We start from the raw sequence: 13,188 nt of genomic DNA, 5'->3' as shown, positions 1-13,188 counted from the left end.
TACCTCAATGCCCGCACTGCGGGTCTTCCTTGCCAACCAACCAAGTCCACCCAGGTCACGCACCCGCACTCGACTAACTTCATTGTCGAAGGACAGCAACCCGTGAACAAACGCTGCTGCTGAACGCGAACGAAGCCAATCAACCGATGGTGATCGCTCCACCGACCACCACGCGCACCACCAGGAGGTAAGAACGACTCCAGCCGATCCCACTCCGCATTCGTCAGATCCCCACGGCCCATACAGTCAGCCTGGCCCCAACACCCCACCCGCGTCAGGAGATCCGAGAAAAAGTGCCTAGCCCACTGACACTTCTCGCGACAGGACGACTGACGTTCTCGTGGCAGACGACAGCGCTTGGCCTCCAGACAACGAACTGCTCCGCTGTCACCTCGCCCGGCGGCCTACCTCACGGGGGCTTCGTCGTGCCCGGTCGGCGGCAGGGTGACACTGAAACGATACCGGCCGCTCGGGCGTGCGAGCGGCCGGCGGTTTGTCCCCCGTGGTCACCCTCGGAGCGCCGCGCACTGGCGGAGCAGCGGTTCCAGGCGTACGTGGGTGTCCTCGCCATCGAACACCTGGAGGGCGTCGAGACAGGCGACGATCCACTGGGCCTCGTACTCGTCCTCGATCTGGACCGCCACGGCGGTCACCGCGCTGTCGATATCGAACGAGCCGTCCTTGAACTCTGCGTTGAGGGCCTGGTACCCGGTCGCGAGCAGCCGATCCGCGAACACACCTGTCCCCTCGGCCAGGTCGCGGGCCCCTGCAACGTCCGTGAGCAGGCCCCCCATGCGGCGCAACACCTCGTCGGGGTCGCCGAGTTCACGGTGCAGGCGGTGTGCGCGGTCGACCAACAGGGGCCAGCCGCTGGTCAGCCCGTACAGACGATCTACGCGGTCGTCCGTGTGGAACATGCCGACGCGCTGGGCCCAGCCTCGTAGGCTGCGGCGATCGTGGCGGCGCGGCACCACGGGGGCGGCCGAGGTGGGCTCGATGTCGGTCAGCAGCGGTCGCCACAGGCCCAGCTGGGTGGGGTCGGTGACGATGACCACAGCGCGGGTCACCCCCGGGGTGGCGGGCAGCAGCGTCTCGGCCCAGTCGACGGCCTGTCGGCACGCCTCGGGCCTCGCATCCGGGTAGCGGGCGAAGTCGCTGATGACGACCCGCCGTTCACGCGGAAGTCCCCCGGTGAGCTCCTGCTTGTAGACGCTGGGCCTGCCGACAGGTGGCAGCTTCCAGTCGGCGATGCGCCCGGCGACGGTGCGAAGGGTGTCGCCGACATCGGTGACTCCTGTGGCGCGGCTGCCGAGAACGACCCTCGTCTGGTTGGAACGCTCGCCGAGAAGATCGTCGAGCTGGGTGATGGTAAGCGCTGCCGGTCGGCCGTCGGGCAGCTCGGGGCGGCCCTCCTGCACGATGCTCTCCTGCAGTTCGCAGTCATGTTCGGCCCTCAGCAGGCGGGCGTCCACCTCGTGGGAGGTGCCGATCATGCGCAGGGCGTTCGGGCCGCGCAGATGCCAGCCCTGGCCGTCGTGGTTGGGGGCAAGGATGCCGAGGCCCACCATCTCGGAGAGATAGGCACGGAAGCCTTCGGTGTCGAGCTGTTCGAAGCCCCTGCGCCAGAATGTCTCGCATTCCTCGCGCAGTTCGGCGTCGCTCAGCCGTACTTCAAGGCCCTGGTGGCGGGCATGGTAGGCCAGCACATTGGCGATCACGTCGTAGCGGTGGTCCAGGCTGAGCGTGTCCTTGAAGGCTGCCGAGATGCCGTCCCGGAGACCGGTGTCCGACTCCACGACCTCGATGTCGGTGGCATCCACGGCGTACGGGGGTTCCCCGGCTCCGCGCCGGGCCCGCTTGCGATGCATCACCTCGACCAGCCGGTGACCGTACATCTGGAGCAGGAACGGCTGGTAGGAGCAGTATCCGAGCACCCGGTTGACAAGATCCACGTCACGAAACTCGAAGCCAAGGGCGCGCATCGGTTCGACGAGCAGATCGGCCGCGGACTGGGGAGCAAGCGGGCCGATGACCTTCGGAGTCTGCGCGAGGTGGCCGAACGGTCCGTTGCTGGCAAGCTTGGAGAACCGCTGCACGGAGTGCAGACCGGCGAAAACGACCTTGGCGCGGTCCTTGGTGTCGGACCCGAGTCCCTTGAGCTTCTTGGTCTGATCGAAGCGCGGAGCGTCCGCCTCGAAGAACTGGTCGCACTCGTCGAGCAGGATCAGCAGACGGCGCCGCGATTCCTCGTCCAGCCAGGCATTGATGCCGGTGCGTACCCGTTCGGAGATCTCCTGCCGTGACTTCCGGCCCTGCGGTCGGCCCAGTACCCGCGCCTCGGTCAGCTTCCGGTCCAGGACGCTCCACAGGGCCTCCGGCCCCAGTGAACTGCCCTTGCCGATATTCTCCTGGTCGAGGTTCACGTACACCGCCTGGTAGTAGCCGGGGCGTTGCTCCGTAAACCGTTCTTCGGCATCACTGAGCAGGGCCGACTTGCCCAGGCCTCGGCCGCCGAAGATGACCTGGGTGCCGCGGGGGTCGAGGATGCTCACGCGTTCAGCGTCACGGCCGTAGAACATCTCGCCGCCGATCCGGCCGCGCTTCTCGCTGATGTACGGATTGACGCCGGAGAACGGCAGCAGTGTCTGCGTAGCCGTGCTGACCTGGCGGTTACCCCGGGCCGCGAGGTAGGCGAGAGCGGCGTCGTCCACTACCAGCAGGGGCTGCAACCGGTCGGAGCCGACGGCGAGTTCGACGCGGGCCTGGCGGCTCAGCGTGCCGAAGTAGACGACAAGGAGACTAGCTCCGCTGGTGTCGCGCGACGCCCAGCTCATGACGAGCTCGGCGGAGGGGCGGCCCCAGACCAGCAGCACGCGGAGGGTGCCGCCCTGCTCCCTCATCTGTGAACCGAACGCCGGTACCTTCGCCCTACCGTTGATCTCCACCTCGGTCGCCTCGAAGAGACGGTACTCGCGCCGGTGCGCGGGCGCCGACCTCTCGTCAAGCGGCCTGGCGCTCTTGGCCTCGTAGCCGAGGAGTTTGAGGAGCGGCGGCACCTGCCGACTCGCGGCCACGCCGAGCCGGTCCTTCGGCTCGGTGTCACCCAGCTCACGCCACGTGTCGAGGGCGTCGGCCGCCTGTGCTGCCTCGTCGCTGGAAAGGGTGCCGTAGTCCAGGACAGGCAGCGTCGGATGCTTGCCACGGCTGCGGACGAGGTCGACGAGGTCACGGTCGATACCCTCTGGCAGGCCGTCGGGCACGACCGGGAAGAACTCGGTCAGGTGGGACTCACCGGCCTCGATCTCCGGGACGTGTTCACCGATCTCCAGGAAGTAGACGAGATCAGCAGCGGTGGCCAGGTCGTTGGTGTCCAGGCGTCGCAACACCTGATCCCGCCCGTCTGCGGTGACGTCCAGGACATCGAGTCGGGCCCGAATCCGGTCGGCGGCCTGCTGCCTGAAGGCGGGGAGGTCGTTCCTTACGGTGTCGAGCGCCCGCCGTACGTCCATCAGGTCGTGCGTGGCGGTGTCGTCGAGCCGACGGCGAGCCTCGGCCAGCAGCTCCTGAAGGCGCAGGTCCTGGTCGTCGGTCACGGCGCTGTCGGCTTGTGCGCGGTGCAGCTCGGCGACGAGTTCGTCGTGTGCCGTCACCAGCGCCCTGCGCCTGGCGGACTCCTGCTCGGCGATCTCGGTGACCGCGGTCAGGTCGAATTCCCGTGCCAGCGCAGCGGGCAGCACCCCCCGGCCGGCCAGCTCGATGATGGTGCGGGCTGCCTCAAAGGCGTCGTGGGCGAGCCGCTCCGCGAGGGCGTCGTCCCAACCCCGGTCCACCGCCATGAGGAGTCGGCCGAGCGGAGGCTGTTCGTCGAGCGTGTCGCACACTTTCAGCAGCTCCGCGTCCAGCACGCGTTCAGGGGCGATGACGGCGCCGGAGCGGGCGGTCGTCGTAGCGCCGGCCAGCAGGTCGAAGAGCTCCTCCATCGAGGCGCGGGCTGCCCATGCCGCCGCAGCAGAGACAGCACCCGAGCGACGTGCCAGCTGCTCCAATTCCGCAAGTATCGCTTCCTTGCCGTCAAGCAGAGAGTGACGCAGGGAGGAAATCTCCTTGACCGCCCGGCTCCCGTCGGACCGGTCTCCGCGCCGGGTGCCGTCGACCGCCAGGCACCACTCTTTGGTCAGAATGGTGACCCGTTCCACGAGGTGCACCAGGTCCTGCCGCCCGGAGCCCTGAAGCGGCTTGCCGCTGGGCGAACGGTACTTGCGGTCCATGCGGTCGATCTCGTTGTTGATCTCGGCGAGTTTCGACAGGCGCTCGGCCTGCTCCCGGACCTCCGGCACCGCGTCACGATCGTCATTCACCACAGTGGTGAGCAGCGTCCCGAGTAGACCGTCGCGGGGTGCCAGCCACCGCTTGGCGATCTCTGTCGCCCGAGCGAACCGCAGCCTCTGCGGCAGGAGCAGCGAACGGCACTCCTCCTGCAACTCCCTCAGTCGGGCCTCCGTCTCGGAGGCATCGGCGATGACGACCGGGGAGGCAATCATCAGGGCACCGCTGAGGGCACGGTCGGCGACGGCGGTCGCCACCTCTCCGAGCCGGTCCGGCAGCCGGGGCACCAGCGCCTTGAGCTGAGCGCCCGCCGTATGGTCGCCTGTGATCAGCGCCGTACGCAACAGTGCTGGCAGCAGGACAAGTTCGCTGCCCTCGGCGTCGCGCCCCTCGTACCCGCCGTACTGCTGGAGCAGGTCCGCGGTGAGCCGGGCGCCCTGGCTGTCACCGAAGGTGAGCAGAGCCGCGGCACCGGCCAGCCGGAGCACCGCCACCTGCGGTTCGAGGTGGCCGGCCGCGCGCGCCACATGATGGGCGAGCCCGAAACGCCGATCCACGACCAGTTGTGCAAGCGCCCGCTCGGCCGCAGCCTCGGTGGCGTCCCGATGCACAGGCGCGGTCGTCTCCACGACTGGTGCGGCGGGCATGAGCGCGGGCGCGGCCCCTGCGGCCTGGGCGGTCGGGGAGTCTGCTTCCGCGTTGGTGGGTGCCCTCGGGGCGCTGTCGGTGGTTGGCGCGTGGGTGTCGTCGGTGCGGCGTGGGCCTGAGAGCGGGGCAGAGGTGGGCACGGCGAATTCGGGTTCCGGGGCGCGTTCCGGATCCGGGGTGGCGTTAAGCGCGGTCGCCTCGTCGGAGTGGTCGGCAGTCTCCCCAACGGCGTTGCCGTCCCTCTGCTCGACGGTGTCCGTCCGCGGATCGTCGTCACCGGCCGCCGCCCCGGCGGATGCACCGCGCTCGGAGCTCTGAACGGCTTCTTCCTGCGTCGGCAACGACAGATCGTGCACCATGACCACCGCCGTGGCGCACGCGGGCAGCGCACGGACCACCTGCTCCTGAAGAGACAGAATCTCCGTCGCGGCGTCCGCCTGCCGCCCCAGCCGGATGAGTCGCGCCAGGGCGGCGAGCGCCGCGCCCTCCCGCCGTTGCGTCTCGTCCCACGACGGTGCGTCCAACAGGCCACGGGCCACGCCACGCACCGCCTCGGCGGCAAAGGCGGCGGGGCTGCCCGGCGAACATGCGACGTCCAGCAGTTCCCGCAGTATTTCCCGAGCCTGGAGGTCCTGTTGATGTGCCGCTCGATGTGCACTGGCGGCGCCTGCCATGTCCTTCAGGCGGTGGGGCACCCCCTCGATGCCCGCCGTGCGGAAGACCGCGTGGGCGCTGTCGAAGGCAGCGCCCAGCGCGGACAGGGAAGCCAGGTCCTTGTCGTGGGGAGGGCGGCCGTCCGCGACCGCGCCGGTCACCCGCTCGGCGGCTTGCCGGGCTTCCGCGAGCGCCGACTCCAGGTGGCGGCAGGCCGTCTCCAGATCCGCCACCGGCTCCGGGACGGCGGGCTCCTGCGTGGTGGGGTCGGGTGCGGAGGCATCCCTGTCTTCCGATGCGCCCGGAGCGAATCTCGGGTGCTCAGCCACGATGGACCGCGCCACGTCGGCGAGAACGTCGAGGCGTATAGTCTCCTCCTCGTCCGCGGTTGCGCCGAACCAGCCCTGGTCCGCCGCCCACGCGAGGATATGGGCATCCGCGACAGAGGCATTGCACGAAGCGAACAACGCTGCCCGGACCAGCATCGCGCCCCAGCGGGAAACGGGATCGGAGACCGTGTCACCGTCCTGTGCGAAGACGAACCTGTCCATCTGGTTCATCACGGTCTGAGTGACTTTCCTGACCGCGCACGTGCACGCGTGCTGTCGTATCTCGCGTCGCAACCTGCCGAGAATGTCCCGGCACAGGGCGTTGCCCGCCCGTCGAGGAGCTGCCATGCGGATTCCCAGGCTGCCAAGCAATTCCTGCCGCTGCTTGGGCGGCAGGGAGTTGAAGGCCAGTTCCACCATGCTGTCCGTGAGGTCGTCCACGGCGGCGGCAACCGGGTTCTCCAGGGCGTTCAACGCTGCGGCGAGGCCACTGAGATCCTCGACAGACACGCTCGACGGGGACAACGGCGGCCCCGTGACGACGCGATAGCGATCCTGCATGTGTGCGTGCTCCGTTTCTGCGACTGCGAGATGAGAGTGGAGACGGACGAAAGACGTAGGCCGGGAAACTCGCGAGAGCCGTGGACGGCTCAGTGGCCGCGGGTGTGAGCGGTGACGAACGTGTACCCCTCAGGAAGTTCCCAGCCGTCAGCCTTGCCGAGCCTGCGGCAGTACTCCCGAAAGGCCGCTCGCTGAGCTTCGCTGGGCGAGCAGCCCGGCAGCAGACGGCGCAGGTGGCCGGGGACGAATTGGATGGCGTGCCATCCCTCTCCGCCGGATTCCGTGCCGCCCCAGGGGCGAATCACCCGCCGTCGAGCGGGGCGGTAGCCGATGAGAGGGATCGCCGATTCCCCGTCCCGCGCGGGGAAATGCGGCTGGCCCCAGACGTCACGGCTGCCGAGGGCCGGTTCCAGGAGCCGTTCCGCGAGTAGTTCGGAGACAGCCGATTCCAGGGCGACGGTCTGCGCCCGCGCAGGAATGCGTTCGTAGGCCGCATACGGCAGGCCCGAACGGTCCAGCAGGGCATGGCCGTCCAGAGTGAGCAGCCCGCATCGGCGGACTGTGCGCATCACCAGTTCCCGGGGGCTCAGTCCCACCGCGGAGTCGCCGTGGCGGCCACTGCCCGGAACGTCCTCCCGAGTGAGAACACAGGGGTCGAAGCTGTGCCCGACCACACGGTCACCGACCTGTATGTGCTCATCGAGCCGCGTCGTGGTCATGCGGATCACAGCGCCGCCGCGAGGCAGGGACAGCTCAAGCATCAGCCCAGGGAACAAGTCGCCGGGCCATACAATTCCGGTCAACCAACCTTCCTCGTCGCCGAGTTCGGCGGTGACGTCCTGAACCGCCGCGGTCGCCTCCAACGTCCCGCCCGGGTGGTCGAGTTCGAGGCGGACCGTGGGGGGTCGGTCGTGAGCGTCGCGCAGTTCCCGCACAGCCTGCGGGTGCAGGGGGAGCCGACTGTCGATGAGATGGGCCAGCCGCAAGGGCAGCCGCCAGAGTATGTCGTTCCCGTCGGAGCTCAGCAGCTCGCTGGGGCCGAGGGTGGCATCGTCGGCGAGTGGCAGGTCGACCGGCTCCACCTCTGCTTCCGGCTCTGGCTCCGGTACGGGAGGCACAGTTGTCGTGGACATCCACCCGCATCCGGCCGGGCCCAGAGGGTCTCCGGGGGGCTCCGCGTCACCGGGATGATGAGAGCGCCATACGCCTCCCCCCTCGAAGGCGTCGTCGAGCGAGACTCGGGCACCGTTCTCGAACAGGCCCTGATCGCTGTTCCGTTGTACGACGTCGGCGAGCGTCACGTTGGCCTGGCACACCGCCGCGGCATAGCCCACCCCCTTGAGCAGTTCCGCTGCACGGGGGAATCCGCGCAGTCGAGGTCCGACCGCTGTGTACACCGTGACCGGCGCGGTCAGGCCGTAGCGCCGCTTCGTCGGGGTGGCCGCGTGTTCCACTGCTGCCGCGAGGGACCTGAAGTCGTCACCGCCCAGCGGTCCGGTGTCACGCCAGCAATCCGCCAGGGAAGCCCGGGTTATGGCGTAGTGGCCCCACGTGCGCAGCGTATCGCTGGAATTGAGGACGCCCCGTACCGTGTCGAGGATACCGAGCAGGCCGGCCCGTAGGTCATCGTCGTTCGTGCTGCCCACAAGTTCGGCAAGGGAGACGGGAACGTACGGGCTGAGTAGTTGCGCCCGTGCGGTCGTCAGCAGGTGGTCTGCATAAGCGGTCAGGTCGTCACGCCGGGCAGCCTCCCGGGACGGGTAGCAGACGTCGACGACGACATGGCCGTCCCCGTTGATCCATCGCCGACGCGTGCGCAAACGGTGGAGCTGGGCCGGTGACAGGCTCAGGGCCGGGCCGAAGGCGTGGGGGTCCGGGACCAAGAGTTCCCTGCGCAGCGGTGCTGGGTCGCTGCCCGGCCTGCCCGGCCCCTCGGCACCCGCGGGTGCCCCCGAAACCCAAGGCGGTACGTCACCGAGGGCACCGACCTCGGGGTGGGCGCCCTCCTTGTACACGATCTCGGCGTAGAGCGGGTCCGAACCTGTGGCGACACACACCATCGCACCGACCGGGAGCGCAGGAGCGGACTCGCCGAAGGTGATCACGGGGAAGTCGTCGAGGCTCAGCGGGCTTCCGCCGTAGCCGTCGCTTCCGAGGTCGTAGCCGAAGTACACGGCGTTGAAAGCGACGGCTGTGTGCACGGGCGCCGGTCGAGCGGCGACCACCGCTTCGAGATACCGCAGCAGCCGTTCACGTTCCCCGTCGGGCACGGCGTCGTAGCCGCTTGTCATGGCAAAGGTCAGCAGGACCCCGTCGCCGTACGGCGCGGGCACCTCCCTTTCCTCCCGGCGCACTGATAACGCCACCGGCCCTGATCCACGCGAGTCCCCACCCATGACACCTCCGCCGCGATACGGGCCGCCCCAGCCCGGCTTGCGGTAATTCCTGCAGGCTATGCCTGCCCGCTGCTCTCTGGCAGCACTTTCGTCACTTTGCGTTGGTTGCCAGCGCCTCATGGCGACCCCATCCGCGCACCGACGTCACAGCGCGCTCAGGCCGCCGGGTTTGAGCAGGCCAAAGTCACCCTGCTCTAGGTCACCATCGACGGGACGGCTGAACACGAGGACCGAATACGCGGAGAGTCGCGGTGACGGCAGGTCAGGCCCCCTTTGCCACCGGCTCCAAAATCGCCACGCAATCCACATGATGCGACATCGGAATCAGGTCAACAACAGTTCGTTGAACCAGCCGCAGGTCGAGTGATGTCGCCAGTCGGCAGCCCCATCAAGCCAACCGGGAAGAAGCGACAACACGCCTGAACGCCGAACGTGGCCACCCGACGATTGTGCGTGGAGTGCGCCGAGCGGCAGCACCGGCGGTCGTACCCGTGCCGCGTCCGACCGCCCGGCCTGAACTCCTCATCCGCTCCGTCGGTACTGGGCCAGGATCTCGTCCGGGGTCAGGGCCCGGTCGAGGAACATCAGGTCGTCCATCCGGCAGTCGCAGGAGTTGCCCTCCCTGGTGTTCTGCGGATAGCTGCCGCCGATCTTGATGCCCCGGGGGTCCGTCGGCGACGCGGCGTCAGGTTCCGGTTCGCCCTGGACGGACCAGGGGTCGCCGGTGAGGGTGTAGAAGCCGGGCACCGGGCGGCCGTTGCGGTAGAGCGCCATGGTGCCGTCGTCGTAGTCGAAGGTGGCCGCGAGGAACACCCAGGTCCCTCGGGGCAGCAGCGTCGTCCAGTCGGCGTCGGCGGCGAAGGTCTGCGAACTTCCGCCGTCGAGACGGCGGCCCAGCGCCACCACCTTCATCTCGTCGCCCACCGTGATGAGTTCGAGAAGGGCGCGTACATCGTGACCCTGGGAGGTGCCGGAGAGGATGCCGGCCAGTCCGATCGCGCCGTAACGGTCGTCGGGGTCGGCGGAGTTGGAGTTGAGGCCCGGGTTCTCGCCGGTCATCTTGAACCAGCCCATGACGGTGGTCTCGCGTACGCCGCTGAACGCGCGCAGGGAGGATACGCCGTCCTGGGCGTAGACCCCGGCCTTCCAGTCGTCGTTGCCCGCGGCGGTGGGCGCGATCTGCCCGGTTCGCAGGACGGGGCCGCGGGCGCGGTCCCATACGCGCATCCGTGTACCGCCGTTGACGAGCTGAAGATCGGTACCGGACCGGCCGCGGTCGCGCTCCCAGGCCGGATTCCCGGGTACGGGGTGGGCGAAGTCGTAATACGCGACGAGGTTCGGCCGCAGGCTCGCCGGTACGGGAGCGGAGGCGGCGGTCGCCTGCTCGGCGGGGGCGAGCGTCGCGCCCAGCAGCCCGGCGGCCAGCACCAGCGCCCCCGCGGCTCTCAGCCCGCCGTTACCGCGCATCGGACACCTTCCAGATCTTGCCGTTGGCTTTCGAGAGGACGTACAGCTCGCCCGCACGGTCCGTGCCGAAGCGGAGGTCGACCCGCTCGTCGCCGGCCAGCGACCGCATCGAGGTCACCTCGCCCCGGGCGTCGAAGACCTGGAGCTGGTGGACGCGTGCGAGCGGTCCGCCGCGGCGCATCTCGCGCACTTCGGAGTAGAAGAGGCGCCCGCTCACGCCCTCCGAGTAGATGTATGTGCCGTACAGCTCGGGAATCCGCCCTCCGCGGTAGACGAATCCGCCGATGAGCGCGTTCCCGCTGTCGGCGCAGGGGCGGTCCGCCGGTGGGTTGTGGTCGAAGGCCGCCACCGGGTAGGTGTAGCCGTTCCGGGCGTCGTCGGCCGGGAGCGGGAAGACACCGCAGGTGGGGTTGTCGGCCTTGCGGTAGACGAAGGGGCCCTCGCGCTCGCTCCAGCCGAAGTTGTCGCCCGCCCTGACCTCGTAGACGGACTCGACCCGGTGCTCGCCGATGTGCCCGACGAACATCTGGTGGCGGCCGCCGGTGTCCCAACTGAAGCGGTGGGGGTCGCGCAGCCCGTACGCGTAGATCTCGCCGAGCCGGTCGGGCTGCCCGACGAAGGGGTTCGAGGCCGGAATCCCGTACTTCCCGCCCGGTCCGTCGTGGCCGAGGGGGTCGATCCTGAGAATCTTGCCCTGCGGTGCGGTCAGGTCCTGGGGGACCGTGCCGCCCGCGCCGGCCCCGCCGTCACCGACGGCGATATGAAGGAGGCCGTACTCCTTCTGCCAGGGGCGGGCGTTCGGATCGAAGCCGATCTCCTGGATGTTGTGGAAGACGTCCTGGAAGCCAAGACGCATCACCTCGCGCCGGGTCCCGCGGAACGCGCCGGACGCGGGATCGTCGGCGGTCCACTCGGTGATCACGGAGTGCACGCGCGTGGTGGCGGGAGCCGGCAGATCGACCGGCTTGGTGGTGAGCGCGTCGCGTGCCTCGGTGTGCACGGTGTAGAAGATGCCGTTCCGCGCGAAGCCCGGATGGAAGGCCACGAAGCCGAACCCGCTGCCCAGTCCCCGGTGCGACCAGAAGTCGGGGCCCGCGGCCGACCCCACGTCGAGATACTCGCGTGAGGCGCCCTCGCGGTCCAGCAGATAGAGCTTGCCGTTGAGATCGGGGACGTACAACCGCCCTGATCGGTCGGGCACTTCACCGAGGTAGTTGATGCGGGCCCAGCGTTGCAGCCGGGCATCGGTGGGAGGCGGAACCGGCTCCGACTTCGGGAGGGCCGCGAACTCCTTGAGCACCAGACCGTGCCGGGAGACGACGGGGTCCGGCAAGGGGTCGTCGATCGGCGCGCCGTCCTGTGCGAGGGCCGGTGGCGCCAGAAGCGCCATCAGCAGCACCCCTGCGGAGATCACCAACCGGCTCCGGCCTGACCTGGGCATTCCGCTCACCTCATCGGTTCGCCGTGCGGAGAGAATGCATAGAAAGCGCTTCCAGCAGCGCCTGCGCCAAGCTACAAAGCGGGCCCGGGAGAGACAAGGGGCACCACACAGAAGATGTGGTGTACACGCCAATTCCAGCCATCGAGATCGGCCCGGAGGCGTGGTGACCCGGCGCCCTCGGCCGTGGGAGCCCGACAAGGAGAGACCGTCCGACGGCTGAAGGTCGGAATGGCGAATTCCGAATTATGAATTCCGGCGCGAAACGCAAGGCGATCTCACGCCTGCACCTCGCCCATATCGTGCCCATGCCACGCTCCGAAAAGGAGCGGCATATTCCGGTATTGCCGTGCACGGGATTTTCGCCGGTGTGCACCGACGACACCTTCAGCTACCGGCAGAACTCCCGGTAAAAACCGAACAAATATTCAGCAACATCCGGTAGTTTCATTGCCACGTCACGCGCATGGGCATCAAGAGGCCCATGCGCATCATGTTTCAGGGGGGAACATGCGGAAGAACAGAATCCGTCCGGCCGCCGTGCTCGCGGCACTGCTGCTGCCGGTCGTCGGCGTACTGACACCGGTGTCGGCCCAGGCCCAGGAATCTCCGGGAGAGCGGACCTCACCCGCCGCCGGCAGCCAGGACGGCGACGACGGAACCCTCGAAGCGCAGATCATCGGAGGGACCAAGCCCGAGTCCCGCGGAATCGCCGCGATCTCGATCGACGGCATGCCGAGCTGCAGCGGGTCGATCGTCGACAACTACTGGATTCTCACCGCCAAGCACTGCGTCAGGGAGGACAACGGCGACGGCCCGAAGATCGCCTACAGCCGGCTCAAGGTGCGGGTGAAGAGCGTGTACTCGGACACCGGCGGCGGGGTCGTGGCCGTATCGCTGACCAAATCACGCGACCTTCAGGACCTCGCGCTGATCAAGCTCAGCCGGTCCGCGAACGCCGAGCCGGTGTCCATGGCGACGAAGCACTCCGTCATCGGCGCCACGACCTACGTCTTCGGTTACGGCACCACCTCGTCCAGCGGCGCGAACGACAACCGGCTGCGCCGGGGTACCGAGCGAGTCGTGGACAATTCCTTCCCCGGAATCCTGACCACCGCGATCGACGGCAAGCCGTGCCACGGGGACTCCGGCGGCCCGCTGTTCAAACTGGTCGACGGAGCGCGCTACCAGATCGGTGTGGTCTCCCGGCTTCCCCAGAGCGACCCGACGGACTGCTCGGCGGGCCGTACGGTCTACTCCTCCGTACCCAACAGCCTGAGCTGGATCAAGGACACGATGCGGGACTTCTGACCTCTCGCGCACGGTGATGCCCGCCGGGTCCGCGGCGGGCATCACCGTGCCCCGCTCC

At 68.6% G+C, this 13,188-nt stretch carries 5 protein-coding genes; 1 reads left to right on the top strand and 4 read right to left on the bottom strand.

Going from position 1 to position 13,188, the window contains the following annotated elements:
• Positions 1-506: 506 nt before the first annotated feature.
• From ACIQ7D_RS36060 to ACIQ7D_RS36045, 4 genes are all read right to left on the bottom strand, one after another.
• Positions 507-6,518, bottom strand: a complete 6,012-nt coding sequence (locus ACIQ7D_RS36060; protein ID WP_403945270.1) for a hypothetical protein — start codon at positions 6,516-6,518, stop codon at positions 507-509.
• A gap of 89 nt (positions 6,519-6,607) precedes the next feature.
• Positions 6,608-8,914, bottom strand: coding sequence for a hypothetical protein (locus tag ACIQ7D_RS36055; protein WP_403945268.1), 2,307 nt, complete (start codon positions 8,912-8,914; stop codon positions 6,608-6,610).
• A 522-nt stretch (positions 8,915-9,436) separates the two neighbouring features.
• The gene (locus tag ACIQ7D_RS36050) at positions 9,437-10,381 is read right to left on the bottom strand and encodes a LamG-like jellyroll fold domain-containing protein (protein ID WP_403945266.1); all 945 of its coding nucleotides are present in this window, start codon (positions 10,379-10,381) and stop codon (positions 9,437-9,439) included.
• The gene (locus ACIQ7D_RS36045) at positions 10,371-11,822 is read right to left on the bottom strand and encodes a PQQ-dependent sugar dehydrogenase (RefSeq protein WP_403945264.1); all 1,452 of its coding nucleotides are present in this window, start codon (positions 11,820-11,822) and stop codon (positions 10,371-10,373) included. The genes ACIQ7D_RS36050 and ACIQ7D_RS36045 overlap by 11 nt, the downstream gene beginning before the upstream one ends.
• Positions 11,823-12,329: 507 nt before the next feature.
• Between ACIQ7D_RS36045 and ACIQ7D_RS36040 the strand changes: the two genes are divergently transcribed.
• A complete protein-coding gene (locus ACIQ7D_RS36040; protein WP_403945261.1) occupies positions 12,330-13,130 on the top strand; it encodes a S1 family peptidase in 801 nt (266 codons plus the stop codon).
• Positions 13,131-13,188 lie beyond the last annotated feature (58 nt).

Source organism: Streptomyces sp. NPDC096310 (assembly GCF_044763125.1).
Classification (GTDB): domain Bacteria; phylum Actinomycetota; class Actinomycetes; order Streptomycetales; family Streptomycetaceae; genus Streptomyces.
Note: the sequence above shows the minus strand (reverse complement) of the source record. Positions and strands in the feature narration are given on the sequence as shown.